Source organism: Staphylococcus ureilyticus, assembly GCF_025558845.1.
GTDB lineage: Bacteria > Bacillota > Bacilli > Staphylococcales > Staphylococcaceae > Staphylococcus > Staphylococcus ureilyticus.
Genome location: NZ_CP094825.1, coordinates 2,007,389 through 2,025,756, shown reverse-complemented (window position 1 = coordinate 2,025,756; position 18,368 = coordinate 2,007,389). Strand labels below are relative to the sequence as shown.

The window sequence follows — 18,368 nt, the reverse complement described above, 5'->3', positions numbered from 1 at the left end:
TTGCTATTTAAATTTATACATAATTTGTAACTTAGCATTTCTAATAAAAACAAATTTAGCATTAGTTTAATACTTATTTTTATAACAACACATTATAAATATTTTTAATGGAAACAAAACTAATATTTTATTTCTAATTAATTGGAACAATAATATTTAATTTATAATTATTTGTCCAAAAAATGACAAAATGAAATTTATATTGTGAATATATATTTCATTTAATATCATTGATAATATAAACTTTTTGAAAAAGGGGATGAAAGTGCAATTAACATTTAAACTTCATAAGTTTTCTTATGTTATATTTATAATTTCGTTGATCATTGGGATAGTTACTTGTTCTCAGCAAGTTTCAGCACATGCAACTTTAGAAAAAGTTACTCCAGCACAAAATAGTGTGGTTGAAAACGCGCCAAAAGAAATAACATTACAATTTAATGAACCAGTCCATTCAAAGTATTCAAGCATAAAGATTTATGATGACAATGGTTCTGAATTGACTGAAGTAAAACCAAGTACAACAGGTTCCTCTCAAACATTGACATTTCCTATTGAAAATTTAAATAAAGGTACGCACAGTATAAAGTGGCATACAATGTCTGCAGATGGCCATGAGATCAATGATAGTTTTGAATTTTCAGTTGGAAAACAGACAGCAAATGGAATTGATACAGCACCACCGTTTTATGAAAAGGCAGATTTTTGGTTTGGGGTTACGCGCTTTATAATAGAAGGATTATTGATTACACTTACCGGCCTTTATTTTGTCAACCGCTTAGCTAAAAGACAAAGTTTACCTCATTTAAATTTTAAAACATACACGATGCCAACCATTTTGACGTTGGTCATGATTTCCGTTATCACAGTTTTAATTTATATGATAACTTTATCTTCTGATGTTGTGTCAGATGTGTTAAGTCTACAAAAAGCAACTTTATTGCAAACACCATTCATATTAACAATGATTGCAGTTATCATATTATTATTGCTTTTCACTTTGAAAAATATGGCTACAAGTTGGTATATATTCATTCCAAGTCTAATATTAATTGCGCTTAGTATGTCTGGACATGCTTGGTCTCAATCTGTACCAATATGGTCGATTTTTATCAGAGTGATCCATATTACTGGAATCTCATTTTGGTTAGGCGCTTTGATATACTTAGTGGTGATGGTATTGGGTAAAAAACAATTTGCAGTAAATCAAATGAGACCTTTTTTATTAAAAGTAAATATTAGCGCTGTCATGTTAATTGTCATATCAGGTGTCCTTATGTCAATTGACCAAACTAATGTCTTAACATTGTGGAAAAATATTCAAACGTGGAGCGTTTTATTACTTATTAAGATTCTGCTAACATTTGTGATGATGACGTTAGGATTTTATCAAACAACTAGAGCGCTTGGTAAGCATCGTCAGACAAATAGATTTGCATTAATCATAGAACTAAGTATAGGTATTTTACTCATATTAGCAGGTGTAATTATGAGTCAATTAAATATCCCAGGATAGGAGTTTAAAAGATGAAAAGACAATTTATTTTAGCCATCGCAGTTTGTTTTACTGTTTTAGTATTTTCCAAAAGTGCTCATGCACATGTGACTATGAATCCTGACACAAGTGAACCAGGTTCTTATGAAAAATATGATGTTAGAGTTCCAGTAGAAAAAGAAGCGAACACGACAAAAATAGAGTTGAAAGTACCCAAAGGTGTAAATGTTGTAGGTGTTGCACCACAGGAAACATTTGATCATAAATTAACTAAAGATGACGATGGTAATATTACCAAAATCACTTGGACAGCTAAAGATAAAGGTATTGGACCCAATGAATTTGTCGATTTACCTATTCAAGTAGCAAATCCTGATAAAGAAGGCGAATTTAAATGGGATGCTTATCAAACTTATGACGATGGAGAAACTGTAAAATGGAATGGTGATGAAGACGCAGAAAAACCATCACCTATGACTAAAGTATCCAAAAAAGCTGATGTTGATTCTGAAAATAATCAATCGGGCAATGATTCTATCGCTTTATGGATTGTATCTATCATAGCTATTATATTAGCGCTCATAGCAATTTTTAAAAAGTCTCGTAAAGAAAGATAAAGCATAAGTGATTAAGCTAGTAATCAGATTTTGATTACTGGCTTTTTTGTGAAGTTTGGTGAATTGTCACTGTATTTTAATTAAATTTATTTTATAATAATTTTTAAGGAGGATTTTGAATGCGCAGAATATTATACGCTTTTTTAATTTATACAATCTTAGGATTGCTTAGTGGTTTTTATTATCGTGAATTAACACTTGCTTATGACTTTACAGGTGATACACAATTAGTAGTAGTACATACGCATACGTTAATATTAGGAATGTTTATGCATCTCATTTTATTACCAGTAACAAAAGTATTTAATTTGAGTAGTTATTATTTATTTAATTGGTTCTTTATTGTGTATAATATAGGTGTATTGGTAACGATTGGTATGATGTTTACGAAAGGCACTTACCAAGTGATGGGACTTAAAGTTCCAGAATCATTTGCTGGCTATGCAGGAATGGGGCATACAGTGATTACAGCTGGTTTTATTTTATTATTCTTCTTGCTTAAAAACGCCATTGTCAAAAAATCAGAAAAATAATTTCTCTAAATAGATTTTTAAAACAAATATAGCAATCATAGATATAGCAGACGATCGATACGAATTTGATCGTCTTTTTATTTTATTTTAAAGCCATTATACATATAAAGTAATTAATTATTAAAAAGTCACCCTTTTTAATTGATAAGCATTATCAATAATAGGATAATAGGTATTAATAAGTAGTACATATGGGAGGATTATTATGGATGATGTAATCATTATCGGTGGTGGACCAGCCGGTCTGTTCGCGAGCTTTTATTCTGGATTAAGAGGGATGAATGTAAGAATTATTGATATTCAAGATAAGCTAGGAGGTAAAATGCACGTGTATCCTGAAAAGATTATTTGGGATATCGGGGGATTGGCACCGAAACCTTGCTATGAAATTATACAAGATACTGTTAATCAAGGACTACATTTTAATCCTAAAGTAAATTTAGAGGAACGTGTGATAGATATTAGGAAATTGGCTGAACGTCATTTTGAAGTAGAGACCAATAAAGGAAATATATATAAATCCAAATCTGTTATTATTGCCATTGGTGGTGGCATCATTAATCCAAAACAACTTGATATCAAGGGAGCAGAAAGATATCAATTAACAAACTTACATTATGTTGTGCAATCTTTAAAACATTTTAAAAACAAAAACGTATTGATTTCAGGGGCAGGTAACTCTGCTCTAGATTGGGCAAATGATTTAAGTGGCTATGCTAAAAGTGTGACATTAATTTATCGAAAAGCGGATATCAAGGGTTATGAAGCAATGAAAAATATATTAGATGGATTGTCAGTAGAAAAGTTACCCAACACACATATCTATCAATTAATAGGAGACGTTACCCAGTCGCGTATAGAACAAGTGATATTGGAAAATATTGAAACAGGGGAACAAGTGGTACGTGCTTTTGACGAAGTCATCGTCAGTCATGGATTCGATAGAGAAAATACATTATTAGAACAATCTACAACTCAAGTTGATATGCATAGTGAATATAATATTAAAGGGTTTGGTAACACTGCAACGAGTATTGAAGGTCTATACGCTTGTGGTGATATTATTTATCATGAAGCAAAAGCACACTTAATCGCGAGTGCTTTTAGCGACTCAGCAAACGCAGCTAATCTAGCAAAGCTTTATGTTGAACCAGAAGCAGCTCCTGAAGGTTATGTATCGAGTCATAATGATGCATTCAAAGAATCTAATAAAGTAGTGATGAAAAAATATTTATAAATCATGTTTTAGCAGTCTGGGGGATGAAAATACATGGTTAAAATAAAGTACGAAGCGCCAACAGTACAAGATTATAGAAATATGAGAAAAAAAGCTGGGTTAAGTGAAAAATCACAAAAGGCGACAGAAAAAGGGATATCAAATGCATGCTTTGACATTACAATATATGATGATGACTTATTAATAGCGATGGGCAGAGTAATTGGAGATGGCGGTACTGCTTTTCAAATTATTGACATAGCAGTAGAACCACGTTATCAAGGTCAGGGTTATGGTAAACAGGTTATGACTAATATTATGAAATATATATCATCTGTTGCAGAAGATGGTACTTATGTGAGTTTAATGGCAGATTATCCTGCAGATCAATTGTATGAACAATTCGGATTTACGACTACTGAACCTCATTCTTGTGGGATGTATATCAAATACTAAATTTAAATATGTTGAAGAATGTTTAAATGCGAAGCAGTAGTTTAAAGATAGTTATCTATGAAACACACGTCCATTGCTCTATCATAAAGATAGAGTAATGGACGTGTATTATTTTGTGCTAATTGATATCATTTTTTAACGATAATACAACGCGTTCATATTCAGGGAGAATGATACCAAACCATCTTCTAGGAAGCTATACGGATTAATTTGCAAGATGCAAAGAGAGCTAATCCAGAACGGATTAGCTCTCTTATTTTGAGAATAGGCTTTATACCCTAAAAACTCATATTAATTTTGTTTTAGCAATGTAATGTTTATTTGGATTCTTTAACATTGACATCAGTTGCATTTGTTCTAGATCTTAAATCAGCTTCTATTTCTTCTAAACTACGTCCGCGTGTTTCTGGTAAGTATTTAATAACAAAGATTAAAGCACAGACACCGATAGCTGCAAAGATTAAGAAAACTTGTTCTACTGATAAAACATCAGTCAAAATAGGGAATAATTGCGCAACTAGTAAACTACCAATAGATAGTACTAAAGCAGCGATTCCTGTTGCAGCACCACGTGCGCGCATAGGGAATAATTCTGGTAACATAACCCAAAGTACTGGTCCCCAAGTAAAACCAAAGAAGATGATGAAAAGCGTTAGACAAGCAACCATAATCCATGCAGAAGATTGGATACCAATTGTCCAAACTAATATTGCCATGATTAATAGTGAAGCTACCATACCAATATTACCGATGACTAATAATCGCTTACGATCTATTTTATCAATAATCATAATTGCTACAATCGTAATAAGGACGTTTACGGTACCAATACCAACTGTGCCTAATATAGAAGTTGCATTTCCAAGACCAGCTTTACTAAATATCGTTGGTGCGTAATAAATAATAGCGTTAATACCTATAATTTGTTGTAATAAAGCAAATACACTACCAATGATCAATGTTGGTCTTAACCAAGGTGATTTTAATACATTCCAAGTGCTTTCAGAAATAGCATTTATTTCTTTCATATCAGCAATTTCTTTATCAATTTCGCTTTCCTTAAATGTTAATTTCATAACGTCACGAGCAGCTTTTTCACTTCTGTGTTCAAGTAGCCATCTAGGGCTTTCAGGCATAAATGCTACACCGATTAATAGAATGAGTGAAGGTAATACTGCTAAACCGAGCATCCATCTCCATCCTTCGATTGGAGTGAAAGCATAGTTAATTAAGTATGAAGATAAAATACCAATTGTAATCATTAATTGGTTTAAGGAACTTAACGAACCACGTTGTTCGGTAGGTGCCATTTCAGATAAATATACTGGTACGATTGCTGTTGAGCCACCGACAGCTAATCCGATAACAAGTCTACCAATTACTAATACTGGCATTGATGGTGCTAAGGCTAAAATTAATGCACCGACAATATAAATAATAGCGATAATAAATACAACACGTCTACGACCTAATCTATCAGACATAGGTCCACTCGCACCGGAGCCGAAGATAGCGCCGACTAACATCGATGCAACGACAAGTCCTTCAGTAAAACTATTTAACGGTATGTCATCTTTTATAAATAACAGTGCACCTGATATAACCCCCATGTCATAACCATAGAGTAATCCTCCCAATGCACCAAGGAAAAAGATGAGCTTTTTATTCACTTTGATTCCCATATTAACCCTCCTGATAATATTCAATAATAATAAGTATACGCTTTCATATTTTAATTGTAAATGTTAAAGTATAATAAATTTATCTATTGATATATATTTATATGAATTGTAATATTTTTGTAGTTTAAATAAAAATGTATAGTTATATAAGTTGATATCAAATAAAACTCCGCACATCAATTTTTGTTTGATGTGCGGAGTTTTATAAAATCAACTTATGCGTCGAATTCGATAACAATTCTACCAGAATTATTATGTTGAAGCACTTCATCTATGCTGTTTTTAATATCTTTAAAGTTTATATTATGTTTTATATCATGTAATTGATCTGGTTTTAAATCTTTTGATAGACGACGCCAAATATGTTTCCGTTGTCTCATTTCTGTATATACAGAGTCAATACCTATAACGTTTACACCTCTTAATATGAAAGGAAAGACTGAACTATCGAATGTAGCGCCTCCTGTCATGCCAATGAGCGCAACGCTACCATTATAATTAAGTTGCTTAATGATTTGTGAAAAACTGTCACCACCAACTGGATCGATGACTGCTTGCCATGTGCGTTTACCTAAAGGTTTATTATCTTCTTTGTCAATTCTTGAAATAACATCTTTTGCACCTATGGTTTTAAGTGTTTCAGTAGCTTCAGTCTTACCTGTACTAGCGATCACATCATATCCAATGCCATTTAACATCATAATCGCTAATGTTCCTACACCACCTGTTGCACCTCTTACAAGCACTTGATCTTTTTCTACAGATAGTCCATTATGCTCTAATTTTTCAATTGCTAAACCAGCTGTGTAACCTGCTGTCCCATATATCATAGCTTCTTCAAGTGTGAGGTCTTTAGGTAAAGGTACAATCCATTCTTCTTTTACGCGAACATATTCACTAAAACCTCCGAAATGGTCTGTTCCTAAACCGTACCCTGTAACGATGACTTCATCTCCTGGTTCAAAAGCATGTGTGTCAGAGTGAGCTACCACACCTGCTAAATCGATGCCTGGCACCATTGGATAACTGTTAACAATTTTTGAATTGTCTAATGTAGCTAATGCATCTTTATAATTAATTCCAGAGTATTTCGTTTTAATCAACACTTCACCTTCTGGAAGATCATCTATTGTCATATCTTTAAATTCGCTTGTTACTTTGCCGTCTTGTTCATTGACCACAAAAGCTTTAAATGTTTTTGTCATTGCCTTATGGCACTCCCTTATGTATATATATTTATGAACAATTAAAAAACTAGAACTACTTTATCATGATATTGTGAATTTCACAATAAGTGTAAAAGCGCTGATTTAAAAGTAAGCGTTTTAATTTTAATAATCGTAAAGTTTATGTCATTCCACTATACTTTAAGTTGTCAAAAAAATATATTAAGTCGTATAGTAACATATTTAACATTTTAGTATACTAATTGACAAGATGGTAAAAAGGGGGCATGCAGTATGACAGATAATATTGAATTGGTAAAACAATCGGAAGTACATCGGTTAAGAGAAATTTGTATTACAACATTTAAACATACATTCAAAGAAGGTGGATATACACAGGAAGATTTTGAAACCTATTTTAAACAGGCATATAATGTGGAAACGTTAAAAGACGAATTGAATAATAAACATTCATTCACATATTTTTATCTCAGCAATAATGAAATTGTAGGTTATTTTAAATTAAATATAGACGATGCACAAACTGAGGCAATGGGTGAATCCTACTTAGAAATTCAAAGAATATACTTTTTACCTCAATCACAAGGTGGAGGAAAAGGGAAAAATGTTTTTGATTTTGCAATTAAAAAAGCACGCGAGTTGTATAAAACAAAAATTTGGTTAGGTGTATGGGAATATAATGAAAAAGCATTAAACTTTTATAAAAAACAAGGCCTACGTATAACAGGTTCCCATGAATTTCATACTGGTAACGTGGTAGATACAGATTTAATAATGGAAAAAACCATATAGCAGCTTTTGAAAAAGTCATTTATCCTGTAATCTGTTCAATTATCTTGGCGCATTGTATTCCTATTGCAAAAGCTAGATATTAAATTAAAGTTTCTATTTTTTAAGTTTTTGTAAAAATTATATTTATTTCAAAAAAAGTTTTGATAAAAGGTGTTTATTTTAATAATAATAGTGAATAACATAATAATTCTCATTTATCCTAATTGTTAAACACATTACATAATTTTAAATTAGGCAATGGGAAGGACACAACTAAGGAGGCTTATTATATGAAGAAGTTATTAGCAGGTTTTCTTACACTTACATTAGCACTTGCTGCTTGTTCTAATGGTAGTGATGACAATGGCGGTAGTAAAGACGATAGTTCGAAAGACAAACAGTCTTCCGATGACAAATCAAAAGACTCAAAAGATTCTAAGAGCGATGACAAAAAGGACAATGATAGTTCCGATAAAGATTCAGATAGTAATTCGGACAACAAATCAGACAGTGATGCTGAGAAAAATAGTTCTGACTCAGACTCTAGTTCTAACTCTGATGATAGCAGCAATTCTGGAAACAGTGACAATGCCAATGATAGTTCGACTAACGGTTCCAACGGCAGTGATAGCAATAGCGATAATTCAAATAATGATAACAATTCAAGCAATGCGGATAGCAATGATAGTACAGCAAGTAATGCAAATAGTAATGCTGATCAAGCATCTAATAGTGCAGGTAATTCAAATGCGGGCAACACAGGTAACAGTGGTGCTTCTCAATATGTGGCACCTTATCAAGGTCAAAATGCAGTGCCAGTCGCACAAAACATTACTTCAGGTAGCACTGACGCACAAACAGCTTTACAGTCATTGCCTAATTTCCAAAACGCTTTAGACAATGCAACTGCTGAAGTCAATGCGTTAAATGGCCAATCAAATCCTTATAATGATTATGCTATTGAAGGAAGCGAAGGGAATTATAGCTATATCTTTAGCTTCCAAAACCAAGCACAACCTGGTAGTTATTCAATTGTAACTGTTGACCAACAAGGAACTGTTAGAGTAGTTGATCCAGCTTACCAACAATAAAAGCATCATAAAATAACGTGATTTTTATACGTATTATAAAAAAGTGGCAAATAGAAAGCATTAACTTCTAACTTGCCACTTTTTATTTTGGTAAAATTTTCTTTATGTGCGAATCGTTCGAGTATGATTCCTTTAAATGCATTTTATATTTAATTAAAAGCACCAAAGCCAATATTCATAATTTAAAACTTTGAATTTTAAATTAGAATAACAAATTGTTGGTTGTATATGTGATGATTAGTTTAATTTATTGGAATTAATCGACTTTTGAATAATATGTGAAATCGTTTCAAAGGCATGGTTGTCTTTATTTATAAACGGATTAGCATGTATATCTTTCATTTGGTGACTGATTAAATCATTTAAGAGCGCTTTTGAATCACTATATCTAACTGTAGAAAGAGAATGCATAACATCTTCATAAACACCGCGTTCACTCACATATTTTTCATGGTCAGGCGTATATTGGCAGACAGTTTTATCAATCGTAAGTGCATCAAAAATAAGTGAAGAATAGTCTGTTAATACTGTATCTGATACTAACAATAAATCTTGAACTTCAATATGTGATGGCGCAATGATAGCATTTTCAGGTATATAGTTAGATTGATCGTTGATATGTCCTTTAAAGATAACATTATATTTATTTAATAAGCCATCACTCATTGGTAACAAATCGGTTGCTTCATTTGCTGCTTTCCATGTAGGAACATAAAGTAATGTTTGTTTTTGAGGATCTAGTTTTAATTCTTTCTTTATAAATGAGATATATGGTTGATCAGATTGTTTATCTAACAGATATCTAATTCTCGGATACCCACAATTTAATAAGTGTGTGTGTTGTTGGGGAAACGCAGACTTGAAATGTTCCATAATGGCTCCGGAATCACTGATGAAGTAATCTTGTTGCAACCATTTATTATATTTGCGTGCACGATAATTATAGATATTGAGATTCTCATTAGGTTCATGACTATCTAAAAATAGTTTTTTAATAGGTGTGCCATGCCATAGTTGTATAATTGTACCATTTGGTTTGATATCATCAGGGATATCGTTTTCTAAAATAACCACACTTGCTGTTTCTATTAGATTTTTTGATTTCGCGTCATTTGGATCGATAAAATTAGGGCCATTTACATCATTCGTTATAAAAAATATAGGTAATTTAGAAAAGTACTTTGCAAAATGATTAAATAAATAGCGAGAATTACCTCGAAATCCATAATCAAAACCTAAAAAGACGATATGATTTTTAACTTTCGATTTATCTTTCTTATAAATATAACTGCTTTCATAATGTTTTTTTTCGTAATGACGATGAACTAAAGTATAAATCCAATGTGGAAGTTTGAATTTAGTATTTTTAAGCACTTTATCTGTAAATCGAATGTCGTCGTGATTAGGCGCTAGTGTTTCACTATTTTTAAATGGTATCGAGTGTTTATGTTCAAAGGCTAATTTGTTTAAATTGAATTTAGTAGTGTTTAATGGCGTGAATGCTTGAATATAATCCCATATAGCACTACTGGTTGTAAAAGCATGTTTGAAATTGAAAACGACATGGCTATCTGTTGCTACATCATCTTGCAATAGTGATAATAATGCTAAGTCAAATATATTATTAATGGTATAATTGTTTATTATTTTTTGAGTGGTTTCTATATGGAAAATAATATTTGGAAAATGATTTAGATTATCCATCCAATCATTAAAAGTGATTTCCGGTTTACCAAAATATCGGCAATCATTTAAATATTGTTGATTGATTGTATAATCTGCAACGATAGTGACCGGTTTTAGTGTAACTGCGTCTAACATCGATTGATAAATTTCACTATTTTGATCTATATATACAAAGTGAGTATATCCTTGTGCTGTAGCTTTCTCAAGGTCCTTTACGAAAAGGTCCCACGTTGAAACTTCTATTTGCTTTATCATTTATAATCCCTCGATTTAAATATTATTATCCTTATTTTATCATTTAATACGTCATAGATAAAAGAAACTTCAATATTCATATTAGGAATGAAGAATTGCGTTTGAGATGATGTATATTCAATTGGAGTTTATTAGAAAAATAAAAAACTTTAATTTTAGGCTATTAATTTTTTAGAAATTATTGTATTTTACTTAAAGTAGATGTTATAATTTATGTGAAATAATTCACAAACAGAAGATGATTAATTAATTTAAGTATAGGAAGTGAGTATAAATGTTTGTAGAAAGTATTAACCCCTTTAACAATGTATTATTATCCAGTATTGTAGCCGCTATTCCTATCATTTTATTTTTATTATGCTTAACCATTTTTAAAATGAAAGGGATATATGCTTCAATTACGACATTAGTAGTTACATTGATACTTGCAATAACGATATTCAAATTGCCTATGAATATCGCAACAGGTGCATCAATTGAAGGGTTTTTCCAAGGCATCATTCCAATTGGTTATATTGTGATTATGGCAGTGCTGTTATATAAGGTTACAAATGAAACTGGACAATTTGATAAGATTCAAGATAGTATTGCGAGTGTATCGCAAGATCATCGTATTCAATTATTGCTCATAGGTTTTGCGTTTAATGGCTTTTTAGAAGGTGCAGCAGGTTTTGGTGTGCCGATTGCCATATGTGCCTTGTTATTAACTCAATTAGGCTTTAAACCTTTAGAAGCTGCAATGTTATGTTTAATTGCTAATGCTTCAGCTGGTGCATTTGGAGCAATTGGCTTGCCTGTAACGGTGATTGATACACTTGGTTTGCCAAGTGATGTTACAGGATTTGCGGTTTCTCAAATGTCTGCTTTAACTTTATCGATTATGAATATGTTTATCCCATTTTTATTAGTATGGATTATTGACGGGTTTAAAGGGATTAAAGAAACGTTACCAGCAATCCTTATTGTTGGTGGAACTTTTACGATATTACAAGCTTTGATTACGGTGTTTATTGGACCAGAACTAGCTGATATTATCCCACCGTTAGTATCAATGTTAGCGTTAGCCTTATATTCTAAAAAACATCAGCCTAAAAATATATTTAGGTTGAAAGATAGTGGAGAACCTAAGTCTATTGTAAAACATAATTTTAAAACTTTAATATATGCATGGAGTCCATTTGTGATTTTAACAGCATTAGTTATGATTTGGAGTGCACCGCAATTTAAAGCGTTGTTCTCACCTAATGGTGCATTGAGCGCATTAGTATTTAATATTCAACTACCAGGTACGTATAGTGACATTGCTGACAAAGCAATTACATTACCACTCAATATCATTGGACAAACTGGTACAGCGATTTTATTAGTAATTTTAATAACTATATTAATGTCAAAACAAGTGAACATGCTTGATGCAACACGCTTATTAAAATTAACTTTTAAAGAATTATGGTTACCTATTATTACAATTTGTATTATTTTAATTATTTCTAAATTGATGACTTATGCAGGTTTAAGTAATGCTTTAGGTGAAGGTATTGCTAAAGCAGGATCAATCTTCCCGCTATTGTCACCTATCTTAGGTTGGATTGGCGTATTTTTAACTGGTTCTGTGACAAATAATAATACGTTATTTGCTCCGATACAGTCAGCGGTAGCTAATAATATTGGTACAAGCGGTGCATTGCTTGTATCTGCAAATACAGTAGGTGGTGTAGCAGCGAAATTAATTTCACCACAATCCATTGCGATTGCAACTGCATCTGTACAACAAGTAGGTAAAGAATCAGAGTTATTAAAAATGACGTTACGCTATAGTTTTGCATTTATTATCTTTATATGTTTATGGACTTTCATGTTGAACTTTATCATTCATTAAAGCATCATCATGGTTATGGCTGTTAGTAAGATGCCTGTGATTATGGCATATTACAGATGATTAGGTTTATTGTAATAAAATATAAAGATCGAAATGAAAAAAGAAGCCGTTTGGCTTCTTTTTTTATTTCGATGCAATCATCATTTGAAAGTAATGGTAGACTGAATCTGATGAAAATAATTGGACGGTTTGATACCCATTTTCTATGATGGATTGTTTATTAAATTCCTGATTGATAAGTCTGAGTAGTTTATTAGAAAGATCTTTTACATTTCCATGCGATACGAGGTATCCATTGACGTTATTTTGTATCAGAGCGTCTGGTCCTGCATTACCATCAAAACTAACCACGACATTACCTTGATTCATAGCTTCTAAAATTACCATTCCGAACCCTTCATTACGAGAAGGGACGACTGTAATATCACTTTTAGCTAATTTTTCGTTTAATTGCTGAGTTGAACCATAAAGTTTTACGATATCTGCTAGTTGGTGCTCTATGACTAATTGTTGTAAAAGCTCATGCTCTTTTCCGTCACCATAGATGTGTATTTGATATTTAAAACGTCTGACTTCTTGTTGAATAGGTATGATACTTTGAATTAATAGGTCGAACCCTTTTTCGTATTCTAGTCGTCCTGCGGCAGTAATGATTTTTTCTTTTGATATTGAGAGACGGGGCTCATTTAAAATGTTGGGTATGACATAAACAGGAGTTTGAACAAAAGATTCATATTTACTTTTATCACTTTCTGTTAGTGTGGTTATTTTGTCTAAATATTGATAAGCATCTAAGATTTCTTGTTGTAGGGCATCGTTATGTGCTTCAAAATTCATATGTTCCATACCTATTTTCTCTACATTTTGTGGACCATAGTGAGCAATTAATATATTAAAACTCGCACGTGTACCAATGAGCATATCAGTGGAAACATTGCGTATTGCTTGAATCATTTTCTTTTCTATATAATGTGAAAACTGATAAAGACCTGGTTCATATTGTGAAATTAATTTTGGTCTAGAAAACGGAGTGTATTTGCGGATTCTATTAAAAAATATAGCTTTAATATTTAAAAAATGTAACTGATAGTCTGTTAAAGCACGAACTTTAATAGATTTATGTAGTTTGAAATAAGGTTTAGAAGCTCCCTTGAAAACGGAAATGATTTCAACCTTATGACCTTTTTCGGCTAAAACATTAGCTAATTGAGAAATAGATTTAACAGTACCACCCATAGCATAAACATTATGCGTAAAAAAAGTGATAGATTTCATTGGAATACCTCCAAAAGTATAAGAATTAAATTAAAATTTATTATAGCATGAAATTTAAGAGAGTGATAAAGTAATGAATGTTATGTGTGACACAATGTAATTTGATTTTAAGTGTCTAATGTTAATTGCAATTTAAGTCGTCTCATAGCTATTATAGTTAACAGGTATTAACATAATTTGAGTAGAATTACTGAAAGCTCTTTTTTCATAGGACAATAACGTATATAATTAGAAGTGTAACAAAAGATTCTGCTATTTTTTTAACATTTAGTATAATTATAGTAGATTAAGATTTAAATTATTCACTATAGAAAACGCTTTATCATGGCTGTGATTTTCCTAGATAAAGATAACGTGTCTATAAACATATATAAAAGGGGGACTGTGTTTGTTATGAGTAAACAACATAGCAAAACAGATGTCATATTAATTGGCGGCGGTATCATGAGCGCAACACTAGGAACGTTATTAAAAGAACTTGCACCTGAGAAAGATATTAAAATGTTTGAAAGATTATCTACACCAGCAGAAGAAAGTTCAAATGCGTGGAATAATGCAGGAACAGGGCATTCTGCATTATGCGAATTAAATTATACAAACGAAAACAAAGATGGATCAATCGATATTTCTAAAGCTGTTAAAATTAATGAACAGTTTCAAATTACAAAGCAATTTTGGAATTATCTTGTTAAGCAAGGTCAATTATCAAAACCTGAAGCCTTTATTAAGCCTGTGCCGCATATGAGTTTTGTACAGGGTGTACGCAATGTAGATTTTTTAAGAAGACGTGTAGAAAGATTAAATAAAAATATTTTATTTAGTAATATGGAAATTACAGATGACAAAGCGCAAATTTCTGAATGGGCACCGTTGATTATGGAAGGGCGTACATCCAATATACCAATGGCTATTACATATGATAAAACGGGGACAGATGTGAATTTTAGTGCGTTAACAAAAAAATTATTTTCAAATTTAGAAGATAAACATGTAGAACTTAATTACGAACATGAAGTAGAAAACCTAAGTCAACGTAAGGATGGCACTTGGGAAGTTAAAGTGAAAGATTTGAAAACGGATGAAGTGACAATAGTGGAAAGTGACTTTGTGTTTATTGGTGCCGGTGGTGCTAGTTTACCTTTATTACAAAAAACAGGTATCAAGGAATCTAAACATATTGGTGGATTCCCAGTAAGTGGTCTGTTCTTAGTATGTAGAGATGAGGCTATCACATCAAAACATCTTGCTAAAGTTTATGGAAAAGCAGCTGTTGGTGCGCCGCCAATGTCAGTACCACATTTAGATACACGCTATATTGATGGCAAACGTACATTATTGTTTGGGCCATTTGCTGGTTTTTCACCTAAATTTTTAAAGACTGGTTCAAATATGGATTTAATAAAATCAGTGAAACCAAACAACCTTATTACAATGCTATCGGCAGGAATTAAAGAAATGAACTTAACTAAATATTTAATTTCTCAACTCACATTATCAAATGAAGAGAGAATGGAAGATTTACGTCAATTTGTGCCAAATGCAAAAAGCGAAAACTGGGAAATTGTGGTTGCTGGACAACGTGTACAAGTCATTAAAGATACAGATAAAGGAAAAGGCACGTTACAATTTGGTACAGAAGTCATTACTTCCGAAGATGGTTCTTTAGCAGCATTGTTAGGTGCTTCTCCAGGTGCTTCAACTGCTGTTGACATCATGTTAGATGTACTTCAACGTTGTTATAAACAAGAATTTAACAATTGGGAAGAAAAAGTTAAAGAAATAGTGCCTTCATTCGGTATGAAATTATCGGAAAATGAAGCTCTATATACTCAAATTAATAAAGAAATAACTAAAAACTTAAAGATTAATTAATAGATATAGTACACTCATTTTAACAAATGAGAAGCTTGGGAGATAAATAGCCATAGTCAAAGTAAGAGCGCTAATCCACAAAGGATTAGCGCTTTTTTGTATTTAAAATCTCAAGGTTTTAATTGTGTATGTTTGCTAGAAAATATTGTAGCCTGTTACGAGCTTTAACTCATAAAATTCATAGGTATCAACTCACTTGTTACATTATTATTTATGGATGGTAACAGTGAATGTCGTACCTTCATATTTCGTACTTGCTACTTCAATTGTACCATTGTGTAATTCAAAAATTGCTTTCGCAATAGCTAAGCCTAAGCCATTGCTATTATCATGATTGCTTGCTTTATAGAAACGCTCAAATAGACGAGATTGGGTTTCTGGTGTCATGCCTTGACCATCATCAGTGATATTAAAATGAATTTGATCGGTATCATGTGTGAGTGTAATATCAATTGTACCCCCTTGTTCAGAATATTTGATCGCGTTCGTTATTAAGTTTTGAAAAGCTTGATTTAGTAAGCGCTCATTCCCAATTATAGATACATTAGCTAAATCAGACATAATGATTAAATCTTTTTGATTCGTCGCAAATTGTTCATGGCGTATAATCTGTTTAATCAGTTTATTAAGTTCGATGTTGTCCGTTAATTCTAGATGTTCGCCATTATCAATTTCTGATAATAATAAAAGTTCTTTGGTTAATTCACTGAGCTGTGTTGTAATTTGGTATATTTCATCGATATATTGTTCACGAGCTGTTGCGTCTTTAGCGAATTTTAATTGATCAAGTAAATGATGAATATGTGTTAATGGTGTTTTGATCTCATGTGAAACATTTTGAACAAAGTGCTGTCTCATGTCATCGACTTGTTTTAAAGAGAGTCTCATTTTATCAAATCGATATTGTAATGTGCCAAATTCATCATTACGTTTAATGTCTATCGGTACATCAAAATTGCCTTCCATTAACCTTTCAGTCGCTTGTTTTAACTGTTGTATCGGTTTAATAATCATATAAGTTGAAGAAATAACCCAAATGATTGAGATGACTAATAAGAGTGTAATTAATATGACTAAGAAAATTCTAAATTCACTAAAAGTTTTTCCGATGTCTGGTCTCATAAAAACAGCATAATTTTGACCATTGGATTGAAATTGCACACCCACAGTATTTTGAGTAGTATTTTCAAAAAATCCAGTGATAAAAGGGTTGTAGGGCAAATTTCTTATCCCATGATAATCATGGCCATTTAACACAGATTTAATGTTTTTAGAGTCAACATTATCTTTTCTAAATGCAGTGCCATAATAAGCCTTTTTGCCATTTTCTGAGACGGTCATCACTTGATAATTCATTTGTCCAAGATGTTTGAAAAAGGGTTTTGGCATTTGTATCTTAGATTCTTTTTCATAGGAAATAGCATCTTTTAATGTTCTCATTATTTTTGCATCATTATTCTCTTTTAAATGATTGTGATAAATAATATTAGTTAATAGAAAGCTAAGCAAAGCACTCGATAGTAAAATGACGACAGTATAAATAGCAATACGTGAATATAGTGATTTAAACATTGTCATCAACCTTATATCCTAAGCCACGTACTGTATGAATCGTAATCGTAGCTCCTAACTTTGATAACCGCTTTCTCAAACGCTTAATGTGTACGTCAACGGTCCGTTCATCACCTTCATAGTCAAAGCCCCAAATTTTTTCAATCAAATCGTCACGGTTAAATACTTGTTTTTGATGTGAAGCAAGTAAGAATAAGAGTTGAAACTCTTTATTTGGTAAGTTCATTGATTTAGTAGAAGATTGAAGTTCTAAATAAGCTTGATTGAGCGTGAGATTTCCAACTTTCAATTCATTATTAGCATTTATATTATACCGCTTTAATACTGCTTTTATTCTAAAGATAAGCTCTTTTACTTCAAATGGCTTAGTAACATAATCGTCTGTACCAGTTAAATAGGCTTGTTCCTTATCACTAAGTGCGTCTCTTGCTGTTAACATAATGACAGGCATTTCAAAATCTTCTTTTAAAACTTTACATAGTTCAAAACCACTCATGCCAGGCATCATTACATCGACGATAGCAATATCAACCTGATGTGTATCTAAATACGACAGTGCGTTTTCAGCACTTGATTGTGTCACAACATCTAGTCCTTCTCGTGAAATATAATTTGAAACATATTCTAAAATTTTACTGTCATCATCGACAATTAAACAAGTTGTCATGCTCAAAATCTCCTTAATCATTTTACAGACATTATATATGGAAAAATTTAACTTAACAAATAGGAAATAATTTAAAAAGTTAATCATAGTTCATATTGAGTTCATATAAAGACC

General features: G+C 31.9%; 15 protein-coding genes. 9 read left to right on the top strand and 6 right to left on the bottom strand.

Going from position 1 to position 18,368, the window contains the following annotated elements:
- Positions 1 to 265 precede the first annotated feature (265 nt).
- The 5 genes from MUA21_RS10130 (at position 266) to MUA21_RS10110 (ending at position 4,317) form a co-directional block, all read left to right on the top strand.
- Positions 266 to 1,516 carry a copper resistance CopC/CopD family protein gene (locus tag MUA21_RS10130; protein ID WP_438873788.1) on the top strand — a complete coding sequence of 417 codons (1,251 nt, stop codon included), beginning with the start codon at positions 266 to 268 and terminating at the stop codon, positions 1,514 to 1,516.
- An 11-nt stretch (positions 1,517 to 1,527) separates the two neighbouring features.
- Entirely contained in the window at positions 1,528 to 2,112 is a 585-nt protein-coding gene (locus MUA21_RS10125; protein WP_019468850.1) for a YcnI family copper-binding membrane protein, read from the top strand.
- Between the two features lie 119 nt (positions 2,113 to 2,231).
- Positions 2,232 to 2,645 carry a DUF2871 domain-containing protein gene (locus MUA21_RS10120; protein WP_019468851.1) on the top strand — a complete coding sequence of 138 codons (414 nt, stop codon included), beginning with the start codon at positions 2,232 to 2,234 and terminating at the stop codon, positions 2,643 to 2,645.
- Between the two features lie 205 nt (positions 2,646 to 2,850).
- On the top strand, positions 2,851 to 3,882 hold the full coding sequence (locus MUA21_RS10115) for an NAD(P)/FAD-dependent oxidoreductase (protein ID WP_262561193.1): 1,032 nt from the start codon (positions 2,851 to 2,853) through the stop codon (positions 3,880 to 3,882).
- Between the two features lie 33 nt (positions 3,883 to 3,915).
- Positions 3,916 to 4,317 (top strand): GNAT family N-acetyltransferase, encoded by a 402-nt coding sequence (locus tag MUA21_RS10110; RefSeq protein WP_064209331.1) that lies wholly within the window; start codon positions 3,916 to 3,918, stop codon positions 4,315 to 4,317.
- 317 nt (positions 4,318 to 4,634) lie between these two features.
- Here the strand turns inward: MUA21_RS10110 and glcP are convergent, their stop codons facing one another.
- Entirely contained in the window at positions 4,635 to 5,999 is a 1,365-nt protein-coding gene (glcP, locus tag MUA21_RS10105) for a glucose transporter GlcP (RefSeq protein ID WP_019468854.1), read from the bottom strand.
- Between the two features lie 215 nt (positions 6,000 to 6,214).
- A complete protein-coding gene (locus MUA21_RS10100) occupies positions 6,215 to 7,204 on the bottom strand; it encodes an acrylyl-CoA reductase family protein (RefSeq protein WP_046208541.1) in 990 nt (329 codons plus the stop codon).
- A 255-nt stretch (positions 7,205 to 7,459) separates the two neighbouring features.
- On the opposite strand from MUA21_RS10100, the gene MUA21_RS10095 reads away from it, so the two are divergent.
- Together MUA21_RS10095 and MUA21_RS10090 are read left to right on the top strand one after the other, a co-directional pair.
- Positions 7,460 to 7,978: a GNAT family N-acetyltransferase gene (locus MUA21_RS10095; protein ID WP_064209332.1), complete on the top strand. Its 519-nt coding sequence runs from the start codon at positions 7,460 to 7,462 to the stop codon at positions 7,976 to 7,978.
- Between the two features lie 269 nt (positions 7,979 to 8,247).
- Complete coding sequence (locus tag MUA21_RS10090) at positions 8,248 to 9,048, top strand: hypothetical protein (RefSeq protein ID WP_262561191.1); 801 nt, start codon at positions 8,248 to 8,250, stop codon at positions 9,046 to 9,048.
- A gap of 237 nt (positions 9,049 to 9,285) precedes the next feature.
- Here MUA21_RS10090 and MUA21_RS10085 read toward each other — a convergent pair whose 3' ends face one another.
- Positions 9,286 to 10,989 (bottom strand): CDP-glycerol glycerophosphotransferase family protein, encoded by a 1,704-nt coding sequence (locus MUA21_RS10085; protein ID WP_070037506.1) that lies wholly within the window; start codon positions 10,987 to 10,989, stop codon positions 9,286 to 9,288.
- A 274-nt stretch (positions 10,990 to 11,263) separates the two neighbouring features.
- Here MUA21_RS10085 and MUA21_RS10080 point away from each other — a divergent pair, with 274 nt between their 5' ends.
- Entirely contained in the window at positions 11,264 to 12,868 is a 1,605-nt protein-coding gene (locus tag MUA21_RS10080) for an L-lactate permease (RefSeq protein WP_019468859.1), read from the top strand.
- A 123-nt stretch (positions 12,869 to 12,991) separates the two neighbouring features.
- On the opposite strand, the gene MUA21_RS10075 is transcribed toward MUA21_RS10080, so the two are convergent.
- Positions 12,992 to 14,143 (bottom strand): glycosyltransferase family 4 protein, encoded by a 1,152-nt coding sequence (locus MUA21_RS10075; protein WP_064209334.1) that lies wholly within the window; start codon positions 14,141 to 14,143, stop codon positions 12,992 to 12,994.
- Between the two features lie 393 nt (positions 14,144 to 14,536).
- Here MUA21_RS10075 and mqo point away from each other — a divergent pair, with 393 nt between their 5' ends.
- Entirely contained in the window at positions 14,537 to 16,015 is a 1,479-nt protein-coding gene (gene mqo, locus MUA21_RS10070; RefSeq protein ID WP_046208536.1) for a malate dehydrogenase (quinone), read from the top strand.
- 207 nt (positions 16,016 to 16,222) lie between these two features.
- Here the strand turns inward: mqo and MUA21_RS10065 are convergent, their stop codons facing one another.
- Both MUA21_RS10065 and MUA21_RS10060 read right to left on the bottom strand, forming a co-directional pair.
- On the bottom strand, positions 16,223 to 17,587 hold the full coding sequence (locus tag MUA21_RS10065) for a sensor histidine kinase (protein ID WP_262561190.1): 1,365 nt from the start codon (positions 17,585 to 17,587) through the stop codon (positions 16,223 to 16,225).
- Positions 17,580 to 18,254: a response regulator transcription factor gene (locus tag MUA21_RS10060; RefSeq protein ID WP_107525383.1), complete on the bottom strand. Its 675-nt coding sequence runs from the start codon at positions 18,252 to 18,254 to the stop codon at positions 17,580 to 17,582. Before MUA21_RS10060 ends, MUA21_RS10065 begins: the two co-directional genes overlap by 8 nt.
- Positions 18,255 to 18,368: the final 114 nt, after the last annotated feature.